Raw genomic sequence first — 20,156 nt, 5'->3', positions numbered from 1 at the left:
CCCGGCCCTAGCGCCCGAGCAGCCGTTCGCACACCCCGTCGATCGGCCCTAGCGCCGCCATGAAGCGCGCGATCGCCGCGCGCGGGTCGCGACCGGGCCGAACGATGGCGGAGGTGTGAATGGCAATCGCGGTCTGGTTGCCGCCGAGCAGCCGCGCCTCGGTGGTGGCCAGCTTGACTCTCAGCGGCTCGGCGGTCGTCACGCCCCCGACGCGATACCAGGTCGCGATCACCCGCTCGACCGAGCGGCCGTCATCCGCCGCCGCGACGACCCGCATCGCCGATCCGCCCGCGATCGCGGCTTGGTCCTCGACGCGGATCCAGCGATCCGCCTCGCGCAGCGCGCCGGTGCCGAACGCGATCAGCTCCGCCCCTTCGCGCTGCTTGGCGAACACGGCGATCGAGAGCTCGACCGCATCGCCCGAAGCGTCGACGTAGCGACCGATCAGATAATGGTCGGCCGAGGGGTAATAGGGGCTCCACGGCGCATCGGCGTCGAGCGGAGCACGCTGCCAGCCGGCGACCTCGGGCAGCGCGACCCTCGCCGGCAGCGGCGCAGTCTGCGCTCCCGCCGCGGCGCTCCAGGCCGGGAAGATGAGCGCGGTCGCCATCACCAGCAGCGCCGCCGGAGCGAGCGCGAGCGTATGGCGCGGCGTCGCCTGCAACTGCGCGGGATCGAACGCCGGATCGTCCGGCGCGCGATCGAACCAGCGCCACCCTGCCGCCATCACCAGCGCCATGACGACGCCGAAGAACACCCAGCCGTAGACGATATGGTCGAACCCGGTCGCCTTCTCGACCCCGACGAGATCGGCAGCCCAGATCGTCCCGAATGCGCGCACCGCATTGGCCAGCACCGGGATCGCCAGCGCCGCGACCATGAAGACCGCACGCTTGGTCCAGGACGCAAAGCAGACGTTGGCGACAAGCGCGCCGTAAGCGAGCATCGCGATCACGAACTTCGCGCCGGAACACGCCTCCGCCACCTCGAACCAATAGCGGCCCGCATGGATCAGCACCCCGTCGACGCTCGCCGGAATGCCGACCGCATGGAGCATCGGCAGCATCATCGAAACGGTGAGCGACTGAAGCGGCGGCTCGAGTTCCTCGCCGAACGGAACAGCGAAGTAGAGGTAGGCGAGCGGAAACAGGAGCGCCCGGGCGACGTTCGGCCCCAAGATCGTCAGCGTCGCGCCCTGGATCATCATCACCAGCCCAAGTTGGCGCGCCAAGGCGAGACTTGCGGCATCGCCGAGCAGCCAGCCGAACCCGCCCGCGGCGACGAGCGCGAGGCCGGGCCACCACGACATGGGCGTCAGCTCGGCGAGCCCGGCGCGGCGCGTCCAGATCAGCCAGCCGACCACCGGCAGGATGAACAGGCAATGCCCGAAGGTGGTCGAGGTCCACCAGATATGGACGAGATCGCCGACGTCCGGCGCGAAGGCGGCGAGCAAGGCGACGATCGCCAGCGCCAACGCGACGAGATGGATGCGCCAACCCGAGGTGCGCGGCGGGGCGATCGCGAGGGAGGTCACCCCGCCCTCCTTGGTAAAGGCCCGGCGAGCAGCCCGTGCAAGCCCGCCAGGCGCGCGTCCCAGCCGTAGCGCGCGATCACGCGCGCGCGGGCCGCCTCACCGAGCACCGCCGCCCGCGCGGGATCGGCGAGCAGCCCGCACACTGCCGCGGCCGGCTCGTCCGCGACCACAATCGTCCCCACGTGGTCGATCCCTTCGGCAGCGGCGGAAGAGGCGACTACCGGACGCGCCATCGCCATCGCCTCGAGCACCTTGTTCTGCACCCCCCGGGCAAGCTGAAGCGGCGCCACCACGACCGCTGCCGCGGCGAGCCAAGGGCGAACGTCGGGGACTTCGCCGGTGACGACGACGCCTCCGCTCGCCAGGCCCTTCACCGCCGCCGTCGGCGCGCGACCGACGATCGCGATGCGTACGTTTGGATGACAGGATCGGATCGCCGGGAGCGACTCGCGTGTGAAGGCGAGCACCGCGTCGATGTTCGGACGATAGTCCATCTGGCCGGTGAAGACGATCAGCGGGCCGGGCGCGGCCACCGGCGCGACGATCGCGGGATCGAACGTCGCCGTGTCGATCCCGTTCTCCAGCGCTTGCGCCCCCGGCAGTAGCGCCGCTTCGGCCGCGCTGACGAACAGACTCGCGTCTACCTGCGCGGCGGTCGCACGCTCGAACCGGCCGAGGAGCCGGGCCTCGCGCCGCATCATCCAACGCATCGGCCCGCGCGCGTCGTCGGCATAGGCCGCGAACTTGGCGCTATCGAGGTCGACGAAGTCCATCACCGTCCGGGGCGCGGCGGTGGGCAGATATTGCGCCATCTGCCCCGAGAAGACGTAAATCGCGTCGATTGGACGCCGCGCGAGCACGTCGCGCACCGCGCCGCCAACCCGCGCGTCGGCGAAGGCGGTCAGCGACAGCGGCTTGCCCGTCGCCAGCGCTTCCGCCGCCGCCCTGGCCCGCGACTTGGCGCGCGGCACGATCACGCATTCGCCCAGCAAATCGCGGAACTCCGCCGGCGGCTCCATGTCGCGCGGGTCGTCGGCGAAGGCGATCAGGTGGACGCGCGCGAACGACGCGATGTGCTTCACGACGTGGTAGCTGCGGATCTTGTCGCCGCGATCGGGCGGGAAGGGCGCGCGGTGGGCGAGGAAGAGGACCTCCATCTCAGCCCAGCCCGCGGCTGATCCAAGGTCCGACGAGGTTCGCGACCGGGAGCGGCAGCTTCTGCCACGTCCGCACCATCAGCGCATATTTGGGGCTGAGCGGGTTGATCTCGCGCGCCTCGCCCTTCGACCATTTGGCGTAGGCGAGCGCGCGACCTTCGAACCCCCAATTCTTCTTGAACGCCGCCGCGCCCGTTCCGGCCTTCGATCGACCGAAGTCGAACCGCGTGCAACCCCGCGCGCGGGCATGCGCCATCAGCGCGAAATACATCCGGTCGTTCGCGCGCAGCCCCCGCGCCGCCTCGATCCCGCCGCCCCAGTAGGGATAGACCGTGCCGCGGTGATAGAGGCTGAGTACGCTCGCGACCGCGCGGCCATCGTGGCGGACCGTCAGGATGTCGGAGTCCATGGTCCGAAGCACCTCCCGGAACAGCGCGCGCGGGAACACCGGCGTACCGAGATTGCGGACCGATTCGGCATAGACGCGGTAGTGTTCGTCGGCGAGTTCGATGCCGCCGGTGACGACCTCCAGCGCGTTCGCCAGCGCCTTTCGGACCTCGGCGCGCTGCTTGCGAGGGATAGCGAGGAGCTCGGCGGCGTCGTCCGCCGCCAGATCGCGCGCATACCCCAGGTAGGTCACGTCGTCGCGCGTCCAGCTCGCCGGCAACGGGCCGCCCCGCAGCTCGACCGTACGAATGCCCAGTCGATCGGCGAGTGCGGCCGCGGCGGGGGCGAAGTCGCCATGTCCCAGCATGCCGCCATCGACCGCGAAGCTCGCCGAGACGAGCGCCGAGCCGAACAACGGCGACCGGACCTCGGTGAGCGGCAGCACGCCGACGACCACACCCTCGCGCTCGGCGACGAGCGTGCGGTCGCGCTGCCCACATGCGCGCTCGACCGCGTGCGACCAGGCGGGAAGATGGAACGGCGTCGCTTCGGGATGCGCAGCGACGAAGGCCGTGATCGCCGCCCTGTCCTCGGCCGTTGCGCCGCGAATGCGCGCTTCGGCGGCGGGGACCGCGAAGTCGGCGGCGCGCGGAACCGCGTTCACGTCCGCCGCGCCTCGCCGGCGACCACGGCGTCGACCCGGCCCCACTCATGTCGGCGCACCAGCGCTGCGAGCTTGCCCGCCATCGCGCGCTGCCGGCTATAGTGGCGGACGCGCGACTTGAGCGGCGCGCCAGACACCCGGGGCTGGTCGGGATCGACCTCCCACGGATGAAAATAGAAGATCGCGGGCCGTCCCTCTCCCGCCACCTGCCGCACCGCAAAATCGGTCAGCGCCGCCGGGAAGAGCCGGAAGAACCCACCCCCGGTCGCCATCCGGCGCCCGGCGAACTCGGCGACGGTCACCGGCAGCTCGATCAACGCCGCATCCGCAAGCGGGCGCCAGGCGTAGCGCGGCGAGTCGCGCCAGCCATAGTGGTCGTGGCGAACCGGAGCGACGCTGGAGGAATAGGTGTAGCCCTCCTCCGCCAGGACCGGATGCGCCCATGGGGTGCGCGCGTCGATCGAAAAGCTGGGCGCGCGGTAGCCGGTGACCTTTGCCCCGCCCGCATCCTCCAGCGCCGCGCGGGCGCGGGCGAGGTCGGCCCGGAACTCAGCGGGCGTGAAGGTGAAGACGCGCTGGTGGTCCCAGCCGTGGCTGGCGATCTCGTGCCCCTCGTCGACGATGCGGCGGATCAGCGCGGGGCTGCGCTCCGCCACCCAGCCGAGGGTGAAGAAGGTCGCCTTGACCCCGGCGTCCGCGAAGAGGTCGAGGACCCGCCCGGTGTTGTGCGCGACCCGCGATTCGAGCGCCGGCCAGTGGGCGCGGTCGATCGTGCGCTCGAACGCGCCGACCTGGAACCATTCCTCGACATCGACCGACAGACCGTTGAGCATCGCACCACCTCTGAACGGCGCCGTCCTAACGGGCAAATGGTTGACGCGCCGTGCGCTCAGGCGACCTCGCGCAGCGCATCGGCGCGGCCCTCGGCCCAGGCGCCCTCGCCCTCCACCCAGTCGACCAGCAGCGTCAGGACCCGGCGCAGGGCGACGTCCTGCTCCTCGAGCCGCAACTCGAGCGAGGCGACGCGGGCATGGAGGTCGGCGTCGTGCGCCGGCGGCGTCGCAGACGCGGTCGGCGTGTCCGCTTTCTGGACCGCCTCGGCCGCGACCGGCGCCGGCCGGCGGACGTCGCGCGCCGCGTCGTCGATCACCGACTGGACCAGCGCGGCGTCGACCAGCTCGACCTGCGCCAGCGCGGCGTGGAGCAGCACCCGGCCCATCAGCTGATTGAGCCGCCGGGGGACGCCATCGGTCGCCTTGAACACCAGCGGGAAGACATCGTCGGCGAAGTCCGGGCGCCCCGTCCAGCCAGCGACCTGAAGGCGCCGGGCGATATAGGTCTCGACCTCCGCCTCTCCCATGGGGTCCAGATGATGAAGCGCGATCACGCGCTGGCGGAGCTGTTCGAGCCGGTTCGAGCCGTTGAGCCGGTCGCGGAACTCCGGTTGCCCGAGCAGGAAGATCTGGAGCATCGCGCGGCCGCCAGCCTGGAAGTTGCTGAGCATCCTCAGCTCCTCCAGCGCCGAGACGGGAAGCGCCTGCGCCTCGTCGACGATCAGCAGCGTCCGGCGGCCGGTCCGGGCGACGGCGTGGAGGCCACGCTCGATCAGGGTCAGCAGTTCCGCCTTGCTCTTGCCCTCCCCTTCAATCGCCAGCCCGGTCGCGACGGCGCGCAGCAGATCGTCCGCCTCGATCGCGGTCGAGACGATCTTGATCGGGTTGAGCCGCGCCGGGTCGATCCGGCTCATCAGATGGCCGACCAGCGTCGTCTTGCCCGCGCCGATGTCGCCGGTGATGACGATGAAGCCCTCTCCCTGCGCCAGCCCGTAGCCCAGATAGGACATCGCCTTGCGGTGCGTCGCCGTATCGACCCAGAAGCGGGGGTCCGGGGTCAGCGCGAAGGGCCGGTCCGTCAGCCCGAAATGATCCTCGTACATCGTCGTGTCCTCAGAACGTGTACCTGGCGCCGAGCAGCGCCTGCGCCGACCATTGCTCGTCGAGATCGGACTGGTCGTAGGTGTAGACGCCGAGCGACGCGACGGTACCGAGCCGCCCGAAGTTCAGGCTGTAGCTGCCGGTCGCCCCCGCGCCCCAGACATCGTCCGCGCTGCCGAGTCCGTTCGCCAGACCGCTGGAATACCAGTTTGCGAAGACGTTGGCGTCCAGCGTCGAGCGACGGGTCAGGGCGCGGCTCCAGAACGCCTGGGCGTAGGCGCTCTGATCCTCAAGACCGTAGATCGTGATTCCGGGCGTCGTGTCGGGGGTGTAGAGCTTGCGGTTGGCGTAGCCTGCGCCGAAGCCCAGGCTGGTGCGGCCGCGCGCGATCGAGATCACGCCGTCGACCCCGCGCGCGCGGTAGCTCGCCGAAGATGCGGACTGGAGCGCGGCGCTGAGGCAGCCGCCGGCACCCAGCCCGCCCTCACCGGGCTTGGAGCCGAACACACAACCGCTGAACTGCTGCCCGAAGCCGTCGGGCTGCGTCTGGAAGTTGGTCGGCAGCGCGCGCAGCCCGTCGCGGAGCTGGCGACCGAAGGTCTCGATCCCGTCGTAGACGACGACCTGGAGGCCGGTGTCGCGGGTCATCTGCCACTGGAGCGAGCCGGTGTAGCTGTCGCTTCCATAGCGATAGCCGGCGTTCGCCTGGAGCTCGAGCCGGGGGCTCGGCCGCCAGATCACGCCGCCATCGTAGATCAGCCCGTCGGTGTTGTAGGCGATCCGGACCGGCGAAGTGGGATCGGTGACGTAGCGCCCGCCCTGGGTGGTCACGGGATTGCCGTTGGCGTCGAGCAGCGCGTCCTTCTGCCTGCTCGTGATCTTCTCGTAGCCGACGCCGCCGCGCACCGCGAAGGTCGAGGTGACCGGCAGCACGACGTCGCCGCGACCGAAATAGCCTTCGTAGCTCTGGTCGAGCTGGTGCGCGTCCTCGCGCTCGTAGGCGCCGCTCAGGGTGACGCCGACCGGAAGCACGCGCCCGGGGGCGACGCCGACCGAGGCGGTGGCGAGGTGGCTGACCGAATCGTCGAAATAGTCGACGCTGGGCTGGCCGGGCGCGACCCCCGTCTGGCCGGGGGACTCCACCTTGGTGTACGCGGCGTGGTAGGCGGCGGTGAGCTGCGCCGGGCCGACGCTCGTCGCCAGGTTCGGCCCGCCATAGACCGAATAGACCTGGCTGATGTTGTCAACATTGCCGGCGAGCACGCCCGGCGCCGCGCCGCGGATGTCGGTGCGGGTGCGGGTCGCAAGCGCGCCGCCGTCGAGGGTGAGCGCCGGCGTTGCCTTGAACGAGGCCCGGGCGAGACCGGAATGGACGTCGTCGTCGGCAATCCTGTCGTCCCACTGGATCCGCCGCTCGTAGCGATAGCTGATCTGCGCGTCGGCGCGCGGCCCGCTGACGCCCGCGTCGATCCCGGCCGAGACCTGAGTATAGGTCAGCACGTCGTCACCGTTGGTGAGATCGGCGGTCGCGACCTGCGTCAGCTCGATATAGGGCTGGACGTATTTGCTGCGGGTTTGCGTCTGCGCCTGCGCCGGCTGGACGAGGACGACCCCCACCCCGCCGAGCAGCGCCATATGAAGGGCCCGGGTCACTTCGACTTCTCCTGACCATAATAGCTGCCGAAGCGTCCGCCGCCCGGCTGGTATGAGACTGCGTTGAGAACGAGGCTGATCCGTTCGCACCCGTCGAGCAGTGCCACCGCCTCACGGACATCCGCCTCGGTCGTACGATCGGCGCGGACGACGAGCATGACCTGACCGATCAGCAGCGCGAGGACGCTCGCGGGCGAGGCGGCAAGCGCCGGCGGCGTGTCGAACACGATCATCCGCTTCGGGTTCGCCGCGAGCAGCGCGTCGATCACCTCCTCGGTCCGCTTGCTGGCGAGCAATTCGGTGTCCGACGTGGTGCGCTGGCCCGAGGGCAGCAGCGAGAGCTGCGGCACGTCGGTGCGCACGACGCAGCTTTCCGGATCGAGGCTGGGATCGGCGAGGATGTCCATCAAGCCGACCGAATCCTCCAGGCCCAGCGTCTTCATGACGTCGGGTTTGGCGAAATCGCCGTCGACGAGCAGGATCTCGACATCACGCTCGGCGGCGAGGCTGATCGCCAGGTTGACCGCGCAATAGGTCTTGCCGTCACCGGGCTTGCCCGATCCGACCAGGATCGTGCGTGCCCGCTGGCCCATCGGGCCGTCGGCGACTTCGCGGGCGTTGAGCAGCAGTTGCCGTTTGACGAGGCGGAACTCCTCGGCGAGCGCGCCGACGGGGGCACCCGGCACGAGCATTCCCTTTTGCGCGAGCATCACCCGATCGATCGCGGCGATGCCGGCCGGGGCCGCCCATTCGGGCAGCGGCTCGGCGGGGATCGGCCGGGAGAGTTCGAGCGGCTCGGGCTGCGGGTCCGTGTGGAGAAACGCCGGCGCGGGATCGGAGAGAGCGGCGCGGAGCGGATGCGACACCCGCTCGCGACCCACGGCCGTCGGCGTCGGCGTCGGTGCTGGCGTCTCGACCGCGACCGGCGTCGCGGAGGGAGGCGCAGGCGGCGCTCCGACCGGCTCGCGGCGCGCGGGGGCTGGCGCCGGTGCGGCCTCGCCCTCGGGCCGCAACCCGTCGAAACCCCACAACTCTCCCGCGCGCTCGATCAGCGACAGCTCGCGTTCGGCGACGGGGCGACGGTCGATCTTCATGCCGTCATCCCCCGCTGCAGCATCTCGACGCCGAGCAGCAGCACGTAGCCGCCGCCGAGCGCCGCCACGCCCCCGGCGAACCACTTGAGCCGCTGCCTGCGCCGCTCCGCCTGGAGCTGCGTCAGCATCTCGCCGATCGAGCCGATCACGGGCATGCCCGCCGCCTTTTCGAGCCGCTGCTGGGTCGGGAAGGTGCTCTGCACCTGCGCGAGGGCGAAGGCGCCGCCGATCCCGCACACCAGCCCGGCGAGCAGCACGCCGGTCAGGAGCAGCGGCCGATTGGGCGCCGAGGGCGTCCGCGGCGTCGTCGGCGGGTCGATGACGCTGAAGCGGACCTGGTCGGTCTGCGTCTGCGCCTGACCGCGGATCGAGACCTGTTCGCGCTGGGCGAGGAGCTGGTCGTACTGATCCTTCAAGACCTGATAGTCGCGGTCGATCTGACCCTGCTGGGCCGCGACCTCGGGATCGCCCGCGATCTTGGCGTTGAGCGCGTCGAGATCACCCTGGAGCTGCTGCTTGCGGATCCTGAGCGACGCAACCGTCGAGGCCTTGTCCGCCTGCATCGACTGGAGCGACAGGTAGAGCGGATTGGGCGTGCCCCCGCCGCCCGCGGGCATCGGCTCGCCCTTTGCCGCGGCCTGCGCCTGCGCCAGCTGCGCCTTCAGCGCGACCACGTCGGGATGATTCTCGGTATAGCCGCGTCCCCGCGCGTCGGCGAGCTGACCCTGAAGCAGCGCGAGCCGTGCACGCGCGGGCCCGAGCCCGGACGCGATCCCCGCACCCGCGACCGTCCGCGGCGTCCCGGCCATCTGGCCCTGGAGCGCGGCGAGGCTCGACTGCGCCGCGGCGAGATCGCCGTCGACCTGCGACATCTGCGACCGCGTCGCTCCGATCCGGTCGGCGATCGAGCCGGTGCCCGGCAGCGAGCCGAGATAGCGGTTCTGGAAGTCCGCGCGCTTCGCCTCTGCGTCCTGGAGCTGCTTCTGCCGCTGCTGGAGCTGCTGGTCGAGGAAGGCGAGCGACTGGGTGTTCTGGCTGCGGTCGTCGGACAGGTTCTGCTCGACGAAGATGTCGATCAGCTTCTGCGTGATCGTGCGCGCCAGCTTCGGGCTCGACGAGGTCGTCAGGATCTCGAACAGGTTGTTCTGCTGCGCGGTCACCTTGATCGCGCTCTGGAGCCCGGCGACACGGTCGGCGACATCGCGGTCGGTCTTGACGCTCGCCGCCAGGTCGGTCCCGCGGACCACCTTCTCAAGGTTGACCGCGCTGGTCAGCGTCTGCCGCACGGTGTCGATGTCGTCCTGCGGCGCGCTGCCGGCGTCGCTGCCGGGGAGCACGGCGTGCATCTGGACGTAGACGCGCGCCTTCGACTCGTACCGGCTCGGAATCTGGCTCACCATGAACCAGCCGATCAGGCACACGCCCCAGGCGATCGCGAGCGCGATCCACCGGCGCGTCCAGATCGCGTGCGCGGCGATCCGCAGTTCTTCGTAGAGCCCGTTCACGTCAGAACATGCTCTCGGGAATGATGATCACGTCGCCCGGCTCCAGCCGGACGTTGGCGCTGGTGTCGCCGTTCTTGAGCAGGCTGTTGATCTTGAGCTGGAACTCGCGCTGCTTGCCGGTTGCGCGGTCGTAGCGGATCAGCCGCGCGCGGTTGCCCGAGGCGTATTCGCCGAGGCCGCCGACCGCGATCATCGCATCGAGCAGCGTCATGTTGGCGCGGAACGGGATCGAGGCGGGCTTCGCCGTCGCGCCGACGACGCGGACCTGCTGGCTGAACGTGCCCGAGAAGTTCTCCACGATCACCGAGACGATCGGGTCCTTGATGTACTCGCCCAGCGCCAGCTTCATGTCGGCGGCGAGCATCGACGGCGTCTTGCCGACTGCCGGCATGTCGCTGATCAGCGGCGTGGTGATGCGGCCGTCGGGACGGACCTGGACCTTGGTCGACAACTCCGGGTTGCGCCACACGAAGATGGTGAGCGAATCGAGCGGGCCGATGATATATTCTTCGCCGGGCGATTCCTTGCTCGCCACGAATGCCGCCGGCGGCAGCTGCGGCCGGCTGCCGCCGCCGCTCGCACAGCCCGACAGCGCCGTGGCGCCGAGCGCCGTGCCGAGGACCGCTTTCGAGAACCGGGACCGCATCACTGAACCTCCTGCGCGTTTGGGGGGACCGATCCCACGGAGATCACCCGCGAAATCGGCGTTGCGCTCAGGCTCGGCTATGCTTTGGAGAGGTGAAGATAGCGTTTAGCGATTAACCGAGAACCTCGGCGGGCGCGGGATGCCCGAGGAACGCCGTGGGGCTGGCCGAGAGGCCATAAGCGCCGGCCAGGAAGATCGCGATCACGTCGCCGGGTTCCGCTCGCGGCAGCAGCACGCGGTCGGCGAGCCGGTCGAGCGGCGTGCACAGCACACCGACGACCGACACGGGATCGTCCGCCGGCGCGCCCATCCGGCCCGCGACCGCCACCGGATAGTTGCGGCGCACGACCGTCCCGAAATTGCCCGAGGCGGCGAGCTGGTGGTGGAGCCCGCCGTCGATCACCAGGAAGGTCTCGCCCCGGCTCTCCTTCCGGTCGAGCACGGTGGTGAGATACACACCCGCCTCGGCAACGAGCCAGCGGCCGAGCTCGATCGCGAACCGAGCGTCCGCGAGGATCGCCGGCCGACGCGCGAGCGCCTCGTGCAGGCCGCCACCGATCGCCCCGATATCCAGCGCCACATCGCCCGCGAAATAGGGGATGCCGAAACCGCCGCCGAGGTTGACGAGCGGCGGCGCCTCGCCAACCGCGTCGGACAGCCGCGCCGCGAGCGCGAGCGTGGCCGCCTGCGTCTCGATCAGCGCCGCCGCGTCCAGCGCCTGCGAGCCGGCGAAGATATGCCACCCGCGCCACGTCGCGCCGGCGTCGATCACCCCACGGGCGAGCGCCGCCGCGCGCTCGGCGTCCACCCCGAACGGCGAGGCGCGTCCACCCATCTTCATCCCCGATCCGCGAAGCTCGATATCCGGGTTCACGCGAACGGCGAGGCGCGGGGTGACGCCGATCCGGGCGCCGATGGCGAGGGCGCGGGTCGCTTCGCCTTCGGATTCGAGGTTGATCGTCGCACCCGCGCGGATCGCCGCCTCGAGCTCGGCGTCGCGCTTGCCCGGCCCGGCGAAACTGATCGCGGTGGCGGGCTTTTCGGCGAGCGCCTTCGTCAGCTCGCCTGCGGACGCGACGTCGAAGCCGTCGACCAGCGGCGCGACCGCGGCGAGTAGCGGCGGGAAGGGATTCGCCTTGACGGCGTAGTGGAGGTCGACATCGCCGAATGCCGCACGAAAGCGGGCGATGCGGGCGGCCACGATCGCGGGGTCGTAGACGAACAGCGGGGAGCCGTGCTCCGCGACCCAGTCCGCGGCAGGGCGACAGGAGACAACGAGGTCGCCGGTCTGCACGCCGAATTCGGGTGGGAGGGGGCCGAAAGGCTTCATCTGTCTTCGCCTCCCCTGGGACGAGAGGTGGCGCGAAGCGCCGGAGGCGTGTCGCCGGCGGCGGCACGCTCCCGCACGACCGGGGACACCCCTCCGTCGGCGGTCCGCGCTGCCACTTCCCCTGCCAGGGGAGGCATAGCTTTGACCCGCGCCGCGATCGCGCTGCGGTCCAGCTTGCCGTTGGGATTGCGCGGCAGTTCGGCGTGCCAATCGATCCGTGCTGGTTGCATGAAATTGGGCAACTCGCGCTTCAACCGGGCGCGCAGCCGATCCTCGGCACCGGAGTCGCCGGCGGCGACCACCACGATCACTTGCCCAAGCCGCGCGTCGGCGACCCCGACCGCCACCGCCTCGCGCGCCTCGTCGCCGGCGAGCACCGCCTCCTCGATCTCGGCCGGGCTGATGCGATTGCCGGCCGACTTGATCATCTCGTCGTCGCGCCCGACGAAGCGGATCAGCCCGCCCGCGTCCGCGACCGCGGTGTCGCCGGACCAGACCGCCGTCCCGCCTTCGCGCGAGAAGGCCGGCGCGGGCCGGAACCGCGCCACGGTCCGCTCCGGGTCGCGCCAATATCCCTGGGCGACGAGCGGCCCGGCGTGGACCAGCTCGCCCGGTTCGTCGGCTGCGGCTCGCGTCCCGTCCGGGCGGACGATCATCACCTCGGCGAACGGGATGGCGCGGCCGATCGACTCGGGGTGGGCGTCGACCAGCGCGGGATCGAGGTAGGTCGAGCGGAACGCCTCGGTCAGCCCGTACATCGGATAGAGATCCGCCGCGGAAAACCGCCGCCGCAGCGCACGAACCAGCTGCGGGGTCAGCGCGCCGCCGGAATTGGTCAACCGCTTGAGCCGCGCCGCCGTTTCCGCCGGCCATTCCGTGTCCAGCAAGTGAGTCCACAACGGCGGCACGCCGGCGAGCGTGGTCGCGCCGACGCGGTCGACCGCCTTCACCACGTCGCGCGGCGTGAGATAATCGAGCGGTGCGACGCACGCTCCCGCCGCCCAGGTCGAGAACAGCTGGTTCTGCCCATAGTCGAAGCTGAGCGGCAGGACGCCGAGCACGCGATCGTCCGGCTCCAGCGCCAGATAGTGCGCCACCGACACCGCACCGAGCCACAGATTGGCGTGGCTGAGCATCACGCCCTTCGGCCGGCCGGTCGAACCGGAGGTGTAGAGGATGGCGGCGAGCGCGTCGGGCGCGGCGCGCGAGGGCGTCAGCGGCTCGCCGTCCCCCGCCTCGGTCGCGAGCGCCGCACCGCTCGGGACGTCGTTCCCCTGCAACGTCGCCGCCCGCGCCGGCTGGGTCAGCAGCAGCCGTGCGCCGGAGTCCGCGAGAATGTGCGCGACCTGCGCGCGCTTGAGCAGCGGGTTGATCGGGACATGCACCAGCCCCGCCCGCGGGGCGGCGAGCGGCATCAGGCAGGCGATGCGCGACTTCGGCAACCAGGTGGCGACGCGGTCGCCCGTGGCGAGTCCCTGTCCGCGCAGCCAACCCGCCAGCCGCGCCACCGCAGTCTCCGCCTCCGCGAACGACACCACGCCGTCCCGGTCGACCAGAGCGGGCGCGTCGGCGCGGCCGCGCAGCACGTGGTCGATCGGTTTGGGCACGGGGTCGAGCGCGATCACCTCGCCCCTGTAGCGCGGAGACGTTGCGCAAATCATCCCCGGCTTCTACCGCACCTGCGAACAGAACGACGGAGGGCGGGGATGATCCCGGAAGGGACGAACGTGATCGACGGCACGATCCGCGCGGTGCTGCGCGACGTGCTGGGACTGTCCGAAGATCGCGCCGCCGCGATGGACGATGTCACGCCGCTGTTCGGCGCACTGCCCGAGCTCGATTCGATGGCGGTGGCGGGCGTGCTGACCGAGCTGGAGGACCGGCTGGGCATCGTGATCGAGGACGACGAGGTCGACGGCGAGATGCTGGAGACGTTCGGCAGCCTCAAGAGTTTCGCGATCGGCAAGGCGCTGGTCTGAAGCTGGTGAAGGCGCCTTAACCCCCCGCCGCTAAGCGCTGGGGAATGACCGCGCCGCGCTTCGATCACTACGACTGGGCGGGCGGACGCGAGGCGGTGCTGCGGTTCGGCCCGGATCACGGGCCGACGGTGCTGGCCGCGTTGCCGCTGTTCGAGGAGGCGAACCGGACCCGGGCGTCCCTGGTCGCGGTGCTGCGGCGGCTTGCGGAGCGGGGGATCGGCTCGGCGCTTCCCGATCTGCCCGGCACGAACGACAGTCTCGTCGCCACCGAGGACGCGACGCTTGCCGTCTGGCGCCAGGCGTTCGCCGCCGCGGCTCGGGGGTGTTCCGGGCCGGTGCACGTCGTCGCGTGGCGCGGCGGGGCGCTCGTCGATACGGACGCGGAGGTCGCCTCGCGTTGGCACCTGTCGCCGGTGAGCGGGGCGGACACGATGCGAGAACTGCGTCGGGTCCAGGCGGCGTCGGGCGGCTGGCTCTATGCGGGGAACCGGGTGTCCGAGATGATGATCGGAGACCTCGAACGGGCGGATCGAAGCTTCGTCGGTCCGATGCGTACGGTCCGGCTGGCCGCCGATCCGCGCGAAGCCGATGCGAGGGCCTCCGGCCGCCCGCTCTGGCGCGCCGCGGAGCCGGACACCGACCCGGCGCTCGAAGCCTCGCTCGCCGCCGATATCGCGTCATGGATCGCCCGATGCGCCGGCTGATCGCCTTCGCCTGCGAGGGCGAGACGCTGGTCGGGTCGCTCGACCTGGCGGAGGGCGCGACCGGCGTGCTGATCGTCTCCGGCGGGAACGAGGTTCGCGTCGGCGCTCACCGGGGGATGGCGATGCTCGCCCAGCGGCTCGCGGCGGCTCGCGTGCCGACGTTCCGCTTCGATCGCCGAGGCGTGGGCGATTCCTCCGGCGAGAACCGCGGCTTCCGATCGAGCGGCCCCGACATCGCTGCCGCGGCGGCCGCGTTCCGCGCGGAGACCAACATCGCCCGCGTGATCGGCTTCGGCAATTGTGACGCCGCGAGCGCGCTTGCGTCGTTCGGGCGCGCGGCGGGGATCGACGCGGTGATCCTGGCCAATCCGTGGGTGGTCGAGCCCGTCGACGACCTGCCGCCCACCGCCGCGATCCGTGCGCGCTATGCGCAGCGGTTGCGCGACCCCGCGGCGCTCCGCGCGCTCGTCCGCGGCCAGGTGTCGCTGCCACAGCTCGTCCGCGGGCTGCGGCGCATCGTCGCACGCGAGACACCCCCCTCGCCGGTCGTGTCCGCCATCGCGGGCTGGGGCGCCGACGCGACGGTCGTGCTCGCCTCCGGGGACGCGACGGCGATCGCCTATGCCGCCGCCGCGCCCTCGCCTGCCCCCGCGACGATCCGACTCGACACCGCCTCGCACAGCTTCGCCGACACGCCCGAAATACTCGCTGAGACGGTCATCGGCATCGTTCGCGCGATGGTCTGACGCCGCCGCTCAGGCGACGGCGGCGAGATGGCTCCCGGGCAGCGTCACCGGCGGCAGCGTCCGGAACCCCGGTCGGGCGAGCAGATATCCCTGGATGTAGCGGACGCCCAAAGCGCGGAGCGCGTCATATTCGGCGACCGTCTCGATCCCCTCGGCGATCACGGCAATCCCTAGCGACGTCGCGATCCGCAGCACGCCTTCGACGATCATCCGCCGGGGCATGCTGGTATCGAGGTCGCGGATCAGCGCCATGTCGAGCTTGATGAAGTCGGTCTGAAACTTCGCGAGCAGATTGAGGCCGGCGTGGCCCGCGCCGAAATCGTCAATCGCGGTCGAGAAACCCATCTTCCGGTACGTCTCGACGATCGTCCGGACGTGATCGGTGTCGACCATCTCCTCGCCCTCGGTGAATTCGAAGATCAGCCGGTCGGTGGGAAAGCCGGTCGCCCGTGCGGTCTTCAGCGTCAGCTGGATGCAGGCGGCGGGCGAATAGACCGCGTTCGGCAGGAAGTTGATCGAGAGCCGCGCGTCGGTCTGAAGGATGCCGGCGGCCACGGCTCCCTCGATCGCGGCGACCCGGCATTGCTGGTCGAACGAATAGCGGCTTTCCGACGTCACGCCCGCCAGCACCGAATCCGCGCCGTCGCCGTTCGGACCGCGGACCAGCGCCTCATAGGCGAAAGGACGGCCGGTCTCGACATCGACGATCGGCTGGAACGCCATCGCGATGTCGATCTGGTGGTCTGGCGACCTGCAACCCTGGCAACCCACTGTCATGTCAGGCCCTCGCAAGCCGTCGAGCTAACGAGAAGAAGGCTAACGGGTTGTGAAGACGCGGCGACGAACTGACTGATCTACATTCTACTCCGCCGCCTCGCGCAGCTCCTCGAACTCCGCCGCCGCCAGGAAGCGTTCGGCGTCGAGCGCGGCCATGCAACCCGTGCCCGCGGCGGTGACCGCCTGACGGTAATGCTTGTCCATCACGTCGCCGCACGCGAATACGCCGGGGACGTTGGTCTTGGTGGTGCCGGTCTCGACCAGCACATAGCCGTCGGCGTCGAGGTCGAGGTGACCACGGAACAGCTCGGTCGCGGGATGGTGGCCGATCGCGACGAACGCGCCGTCGACCGCGAGCCGCGACACCTCGCCGGAGACCGTGTCCTCCAGCTTCAACCCGACCAGCCCCGCGGTGCCGCCGCCGTCGATGAACTCGCGGACTTCCTTGTTCCACAGCACCGTGACGTTCGGATGGGCGAACAGCCGCTGCTGGAGGATGCGCTCGGCGCGGAGCGAATCGCGGCGGTGGATCAGCGTCACGTCCTGCGAATGGTTGGTGAGGTACAGCGCCTCCTCGACCGCGGTGTTGCCGCCGCCGATCACCGCCACCGTCTTGCCGCGATAGAAGAAACCGTCGCAGGTCGCGCAGGCCGACGCGCCCTTGCCCTTGAGCGCCTGCTCGCTGTCGAGCCCGAGCCACTTCGCCTGCGCGCCGGTCGCGATCACCAGCACGTCGCCCTCGTACACGTCGCCGCCGTCCCCAGTGAGCCGGAAGGGGCGCTGCGACACGTCGACGCCGACGATCGTGTCCCACATCATCCGCGTGCCGACGTGCTCGGCCTGCTTCTGCATCTGTTCCATCAGCCACGGGCCCTGGATCACGTCGGCGAAGCCCGGGTAGTTCTCGACATCGGTCGTGGTCATCAGCTGGCCGCCGGGCTGGATGCCCTGGACCACGATCGGCTGCATCCCCGCTCGCGCGCCGTAGATCGCGGCGGAAAGACCCGCCGGGCCGGAGCCGAGGATAAGCATTCGGGTGGAGTGGGTCGCCATCATTTGTCGCTTCGTTCGAGTTCCCACCGATGTAGGAGGAGGGACGCCGCAAGGGAACACGAGATGACCGACTTCGCCGCCACCCTTCAAGCCGACCGGGGGCAGCCCGCCCGCGCGATCCACGTCGTCCATCCCGATGGGTTCGGCGGCTGGCTGGCGGGTCAGCCGGCCCGGGTGCGGGCGGCGGTGGCCGCGAACAGGGTGACGGACAAGGCGGGACATCGGGCGATCCTGCCGGGAGACGGCGAGGATTGGGCGGCACTGCTGGTCTGCGACGAGGACGCCGCTTCGCCGTGGACGATCGCTTCGCTCGGCGACACGCTTCCGGCGGGGACGTACCGGCTGGCGAGCGGCGAGCCGGGCGCGGCGATGCTGGGCTGGGCGCTCGCCCAATACCGGTTCGAGCGGTACCGGAAGGGCGACGGGACGGGGACCCGGGTGCTGCTGACCGGCGAGCCGGCGCGGATCGGCGAGACGGTGCGGCTGGCGGACGCGACCGCCAAGGTCCGCGATCTGGTCAACACCGCCGCGGGCGACCTGGGGCCGGCGGAGCTCGAGGCGGAGGCCGAGGCGCTCGCCAAGGCGATCGGGGGCACCTGCACGGTGACACGGGGCGACGCGCTCGCCCAAGGCTATCCGATGATCCATGCCGTCGGTCAGGCGGCTACGCGAGAGCGTAGCCCCCGCCTGATCGAGGTGGAATGGGGCGACCCCGCGCATCCCCGCATCGCGATCGTCGGCAAGGGCGTGTGTTTCGACACCGGCGGGCTCGACATCAAGCCGTCTGCGGGAATGCGGCTGATGAAGAAGGACATGGGCGGCGCGGCGCATGCGCTGGCGCTGGCGCGGCTGGTCGCGGAGGCGCGGCTCAAGGTGCGGCTCCACCTGCTGATCCCCGCGGTGGAGAATGCGATCTCGGCGAGCGCCTTCCGCCCCGGCGACGTGCTCCGGACCCGCGCCGGGCTGACCGTGGAGAACACCAACACGGACGCCGAGGGACGGCTGATCCTGGGCGATGCGCTGACCAAGGCGGCGGAAGCCAAACCGCAGCTGATCCTCGATTTCGCGACGTTGACCGGGGCGGCGCGGGTGGCGCTGGGGCCGGACCTGCCGGCGACCTTCGTGAGCGACGAGGCGCTGGCAGACGAGCTGCTGTCGGCGGGGCGCGAGGTGGGCGATCCGCTGTGGCGGCTGCCGCTCTGGGATGGTTACGACGAGATGCTCAAGAGCGACGTGGCCGATCTGGTCAACGCCCCCGACGGCGGCTTCGCCGGGTCGATCACCGCGGCGCTGTTCCTCCGCCGTTTCGTCCCGGCGGAGATCGCATGGGCGCATCTCGACACCTTCGCCTGGCGACCCGCCGCGAAGCCGGGGCGACCCAAGGGCGGCGACGCGATGGGACTGCGCGCGGCCTACCGGGTGCTGAGGGCGCGGTTCGCGTGAACGATTGCCGTCGCGCTTACCCGCGTTCTTCGGCGACGGTCGCCAGGCGTGGAGGACGGCCGCCGATGGAAAGAGCGATGCGGGTGGATAGGATGAGGCGAAGGGTGTAGGGCAGCCGCCGAACACCAAGGCGCGGGGCCTCGTCGATCCTCGATCCGACCGCTCCGCTGCGCGCGGCGGACGGATCGGCGACACGATCCGCGCTCGCCCGTCGACGCACGATACAACGCGCAACAAGGACCTTAGAGACGAATGCCGGCATTCAAGGACCCGACCTTCCAGGACCGCGGCGTCGCCGCGCGCGCCGCCCGCGCCAAGGCTCTGGAGCAACTCAAGACCAAGCCGCCCCGCGACGAGGCCGAGGTCGCCGCGGCGGCCGCCCGGCGCGCGGCGAAGGACGCGGCGCTGGCCGAGAAGCGCGCGGCGGCGCAGGCGGCGAAGGCCGAGGCCGAAGCCGCCAAGCAGGCCGCCAAAGCGGAGGCCGCGGCGGCGGCTGCGGCGGCCGCCGCCGCGGCCGCGGTGCCGGAGCCGACCGAGGCCGAGCGCAAGGCCGCGCGCGATGCGCGCTATGCGGCGCGAAAGAAGAACAAGGCGTCGCGGTGACGCCGTAGGAGCGACGATGGCGAAGAGTCAGAAGAAGTCGAACAAGGAAGTCCGCAAACCCAAGGCGACGAAGGAACCGAAGGCGAACGCCTCCAATCCGACGACCAAGGGCAAGCCGGTGGAGATGACGACGCTGAAGGGGTGAGCGCGGCTGTCGGAGCGATCCGCAGCTTCAGCGGGCGAGGCCGGCCCGCCGCGCCCGCGCATGCGCTTCCGCCCGCGCGAGCAGCAGGTCCAGATCGTCGCGGGCGATGTCGAAGCTTTCGTGCATGTCGGCGAGCGCGCGGTCGATGTCCTCGGGCGCGAAGTCCGGCGCATACTGCTCGCGTTGCGCCTGGAGCGCCGGCCCGGGCCGATGCGGATAGGCGTGGCCGGAGATGCGGTGGAACACGAGCGCGAACGCGACGAGCAGCGCCGAGTTGAGCGCCACAGGGATCAGCGCAAAGGAGAGCCCGGCCGCATGGACCGCCGGGCCGCCGATCACCGCGGTCAGCGCCGCGGCGCCGCCGGGCGGGTGGAGGCAGCGCGCCAGCGACATGACCAGGACCGCGCCGGCGACGGCGACGCCCGCGGCGAGCGGGGCGGCGGGCACGAGGCAATAGATCGCGACCCCGACCAGCGCCGAGATGGTGTTGCCGCCGATCACCGGCCAGGGCTGCGCGAGCGGGCTCGCCGGGACGGCGAAGACCAGCACCGCCGAGGCGCCGAGCGGGGCGACGATCGCGGGGAGCCCTGCCGGAGCCGGAAACACCCCGCAGGCGATGGCGGTGAGCGCGAGGCAGACGAGCGCGCCGGCGCAAGCGATCACGCGATCGCGGAGCGAAGCGCCGGGCAGGATCGGGCGGAAGAGGCGGGTCATGGCCGGAGCACCTACCGGCTCGCCGCCGCGAGCCCAAATCGTTCGTCAGCCCGGACGATCGATTCGCTTCGGCCATGTCGCATGGATC

20 protein-coding genes are annotated in these 20,156 nt (G+C 70.9%); 6 read left to right on the top strand and 14 right to left on the bottom strand.

The window, feature by feature from the left end:
• Positions 1-7 precede the first annotated feature (7 nt).
• From xrtA to AC4GYY_RS14460, 11 genes are all read right to left on the bottom strand, one after another.
• Positions 8-1,534 carry an exosortase A gene (gene xrtA, locus AC4GYY_RS14510; RefSeq protein ID WP_491121574.1) on the bottom strand — a complete coding sequence of 509 codons (1,527 nt, stop codon included), beginning with the start codon at positions 1,532-1,534 and terminating at the stop codon, positions 8-10.
• Complete coding sequence (locus AC4GYY_RS14505; protein ID WP_491121573.1) at positions 1,531-2,691, bottom strand: TIGR03087 family PEP-CTERM/XrtA system glycosyltransferase; 1,161 nt, start codon at positions 2,689-2,691, stop codon at positions 1,531-1,533. The genes xrtA and AC4GYY_RS14505 overlap by 4 nt, the downstream gene beginning before the upstream one ends.
• Position 2,692: 1 nt before the next feature.
• Positions 2,693-3,742 carry a FemAB family XrtA/PEP-CTERM system-associated protein gene (locus AC4GYY_RS14500; RefSeq protein ID WP_491121572.1) on the bottom strand — a complete coding sequence of 350 codons (1,050 nt, stop codon included), beginning with the start codon at positions 3,740-3,742 and terminating at the stop codon, positions 2,693-2,695.
• Positions 3,739-4,575 carry an XrtA system polysaccharide deacetylase gene (locus tag AC4GYY_RS14495; RefSeq protein ID WP_491121571.1) on the bottom strand — a complete coding sequence of 279 codons (837 nt, stop codon included), beginning with the start codon at positions 4,573-4,575 and terminating at the stop codon, positions 3,739-3,741. Before AC4GYY_RS14495 ends, AC4GYY_RS14500 begins: the two co-directional genes overlap by 4 nt.
• 56 nt (positions 4,576-4,631) lie before the next feature.
• Positions 4,632-5,678 carry an ExeA family protein gene (locus AC4GYY_RS14490; protein ID WP_491121570.1) on the bottom strand — a complete coding sequence of 349 codons (1,047 nt, stop codon included), beginning with the start codon at positions 5,676-5,678 and terminating at the stop codon, positions 4,632-4,634.
• 10 nt (positions 5,679-5,688) lie between these two features.
• A complete protein-coding gene (locus AC4GYY_RS14485) occupies positions 5,689-7,329 on the bottom strand; it encodes a hypothetical protein (RefSeq protein ID WP_491121569.1) in 1,641 nt (546 codons plus the stop codon).
• Positions 7,326-8,423 (bottom strand): tyrosine-protein kinase family protein, encoded by a 1,098-nt coding sequence (locus tag AC4GYY_RS14480; protein WP_491121568.1) that lies wholly within the window; start codon positions 8,421-8,423, stop codon positions 7,326-7,328. The genes AC4GYY_RS14485 and AC4GYY_RS14480 overlap by 4 nt, the downstream gene beginning before the upstream one ends.
• Positions 8,420-9,928, bottom strand: a complete 1,509-nt coding sequence (locus AC4GYY_RS14475) for an XrtA system polysaccharide chain length determinant (RefSeq protein ID WP_491121567.1) — start codon at positions 9,926-9,928, stop codon at positions 8,420-8,422. Before AC4GYY_RS14475 ends, AC4GYY_RS14480 begins: the two co-directional genes overlap by 4 nt.
• Position 9,929: 1 nt before the next feature.
• A complete protein-coding gene (locus AC4GYY_RS14470) occupies positions 9,930-10,574 on the bottom strand; it encodes an XrtA/PEP-CTERM system exopolysaccharide export protein (RefSeq protein WP_491121566.1) in 645 nt (214 codons plus the stop codon).
• Positions 10,575-10,686: 112 nt separating this feature from the next.
• Positions 10,687-11,904 carry a pyridoxal-dependent decarboxylase, exosortase A system-associated gene (locus tag AC4GYY_RS14465; RefSeq protein WP_491121565.1) on the bottom strand — a complete coding sequence of 406 codons (1,218 nt, stop codon included), beginning with the start codon at positions 11,902-11,904 and terminating at the stop codon, positions 10,687-10,689.
• Complete coding sequence (locus AC4GYY_RS14460) at positions 11,901-13,565, bottom strand: AMP-binding protein (protein WP_491121564.1); 1,665 nt, start codon at positions 13,563-13,565, stop codon at positions 11,901-11,903. The genes AC4GYY_RS14465 and AC4GYY_RS14460 overlap by 4 nt, the downstream gene beginning before the upstream one ends.
• A gap of 45 nt (positions 13,566-13,610) precedes the next feature.
• Here AC4GYY_RS14460 and AC4GYY_RS14455 point away from each other — a divergent pair, with 45 nt between their 5' ends.
• From AC4GYY_RS14455 to AC4GYY_RS14445, 3 genes are read left to right on the top strand one after another with little or no spacing between them, the layout of a single operon-like run.
• Positions 13,611-13,883: an acyl carrier protein gene (locus tag AC4GYY_RS14455; RefSeq protein WP_491121563.1), complete on the top strand. Its 273-nt coding sequence runs from the start codon at positions 13,611-13,613 to the stop codon at positions 13,881-13,883.
• Between the two features lie 44 nt (positions 13,884-13,927).
• Entirely contained in the window at positions 13,928-14,587 is a 660-nt protein-coding gene (locus AC4GYY_RS14450; protein ID WP_491121562.1) for an alpha/beta hydrolase family protein, read from the top strand.
• Entirely contained in the window at positions 14,575-15,333 is a 759-nt protein-coding gene (locus tag AC4GYY_RS14445; protein WP_491121561.1) for a hydrolase 1, exosortase A system-associated, read from the top strand. Before AC4GYY_RS14450 ends, AC4GYY_RS14445 begins: the two co-directional genes overlap by 13 nt.
• Before the next feature lie 9 nt (positions 15,334-15,342).
• On the opposite strand, the gene AC4GYY_RS14440 is transcribed toward AC4GYY_RS14445, so the two are convergent.
• Together AC4GYY_RS14440 and trxB are read right to left on the bottom strand one after the other, a co-directional pair.
• Positions 15,343-16,056, bottom strand: coding sequence for an EAL domain-containing protein (locus tag AC4GYY_RS14440; protein ID WP_491121560.1), 714 nt, complete (start codon positions 16,054-16,056; stop codon positions 15,343-15,345).
• 138 nt (positions 16,057-16,194) lie between these two features.
• Positions 16,195-17,142, bottom strand: a complete 948-nt coding sequence (trxB, locus tag AC4GYY_RS14435) for a thioredoxin-disulfide reductase (RefSeq protein ID WP_491121559.1) — start codon at positions 17,140-17,142, stop codon at positions 16,195-16,197.
• 84 nt (positions 17,143-17,226) lie between these two features.
• On the opposite strand from trxB, the gene AC4GYY_RS14430 reads away from it, so the two are divergent.
• The 3 genes from AC4GYY_RS14430 to AC4GYY_RS14420 all read left to right on the top strand — a co-directional run bounded on the left by AC4GYY_RS14430 (position 17,227) and on the right by AC4GYY_RS14420 (position 19,354).
• Positions 17,227-18,606, top strand: a complete 1,380-nt coding sequence (locus AC4GYY_RS14430) for a leucyl aminopeptidase family protein (RefSeq protein ID WP_491121557.1) — start codon at positions 17,227-17,229, stop codon at positions 18,604-18,606.
• Positions 18,607-18,858: 252 nt separating this feature from the next.
• Complete coding sequence (locus AC4GYY_RS14425; RefSeq protein WP_491121556.1) at positions 18,859-19,209, top strand: DUF6481 family protein; 351 nt, start codon at positions 18,859-18,861, stop codon at positions 19,207-19,209.
• Between the two features lie 16 nt (positions 19,210-19,225).
• Positions 19,226-19,354, top strand: a complete 129-nt coding sequence (locus tag AC4GYY_RS14420; protein ID WP_491121555.1) for a hypothetical protein — start codon at positions 19,226-19,228, stop codon at positions 19,352-19,354.
• A 27-nt stretch (positions 19,355-19,381) separates the two neighbouring features.
• On the opposite strand, the gene AC4GYY_RS14415 is transcribed toward AC4GYY_RS14420, so the two are convergent.
• Entirely contained in the window at positions 19,382-20,068 is a 687-nt protein-coding gene (locus AC4GYY_RS14415) for an HPP family protein (RefSeq protein WP_491121553.1), read from the bottom strand.
• Positions 20,069-20,156 lie beyond the last annotated feature (88 nt).

Source organism: Sphingomonas sp. SP6 (genome assembly GCF_058313435.1).
This window is presented reverse-complemented; position numbering and strand designations above follow the sequence as displayed.

Excerpts from the sequence above, each read along its gene's own strand:
- AC4GYY_RS14445 (WP_491121561.1), top strand. The coding sequence starts at position 14,575 with ATGCGCCGGCTGATCGCCTTCGCCTGCGAGGGCGAGACGCTGGTCGGG.
- AC4GYY_RS14415 (WP_491121553.1), bottom strand. The coding sequence starts at position 20,068 with ATGACCCGCCTCTTCCGCCCGATCCTGCCCGGCGCTTCGCTCCGCGAT.
- AC4GYY_RS14505 (WP_491121573.1), bottom strand. The coding sequence starts at position 2,691 with ATGGAGGTCCTCTTCCTCGCCCACCGCGCGCCCTTCCCGCCCGATCGC.
- AC4GYY_RS14425 (WP_491121556.1), top strand. The coding sequence starts at position 18,859 with ATGCCGGCATTCAAGGACCCGACCTTCCAGGACCGCGGCGTCGCCGCG.
- AC4GYY_RS14470 (WP_491121566.1), bottom strand. The coding sequence starts at position 10,574 with ATGCGGTCCCGGTTCTCGAAAGCGGTCCTCGGCACGGCGCTCGGCGCC.
- AC4GYY_RS14450 (WP_491121562.1), top strand. The coding sequence starts at position 13,928 with ATGACCGCGCCGCGCTTCGATCACTACGACTGGGCGGGCGGACGCGAG.
- AC4GYY_RS14490 (WP_491121570.1), bottom strand. The coding sequence starts at position 5,678 with ATGTACGAGGATCATTTCGGGCTGACGGACCGGCCCTTCGCGCTGACC.
- trxB (WP_491121559.1), bottom strand. The coding sequence starts at position 17,142 with ATGCTTATCCTCGGCTCCGGCCCGGCGGGTCTTTCCGCCGCGATCTAC.
- AC4GYY_RS14465 (WP_491121565.1), bottom strand. The coding sequence starts at position 11,904 with ATGAAGCCTTTCGGCCCCCTCCCACCCGAATTCGGCGTGCAGACCGGC.
- AC4GYY_RS14480 (WP_491121568.1), bottom strand. The coding sequence starts at position 8,423 with ATGAAGATCGACCGTCGCCCCGTCGCCGAACGCGAGCTGTCGCTGATC.
- AC4GYY_RS14460 (WP_491121564.1), bottom strand. The coding sequence starts at position 13,565 with ATGATTTGCGCAACGTCTCCGCGCTACAGGGGCGAGGTGATCGCGCTC.
- AC4GYY_RS14430 (WP_491121557.1), top strand. The coding sequence starts at position 17,227 with ATGACCGACTTCGCCGCCACCCTTCAAGCCGACCGGGGGCAGCCCGCC.
- AC4GYY_RS14440 (WP_491121560.1), bottom strand. The coding sequence starts at position 16,056 with ATGGCGTTCCAGCCGATCGTCGATGTCGAGACCGGCCGTCCTTTCGCC.
- AC4GYY_RS14455 (WP_491121563.1), top strand. The coding sequence starts at position 13,611 with ATGATCCCGGAAGGGACGAACGTGATCGACGGCACGATCCGCGCGGTG.
- AC4GYY_RS14420 (WP_491121555.1), top strand. The coding sequence starts at position 19,226 with ATGGCGAAGAGTCAGAAGAAGTCGAACAAGGAAGTCCGCAAACCCAAG.
- AC4GYY_RS14495 (WP_491121571.1), bottom strand. The coding sequence starts at position 4,575 with ATGCTCAACGGTCTGTCGGTCGATGTCGAGGAATGGTTCCAGGTCGGC.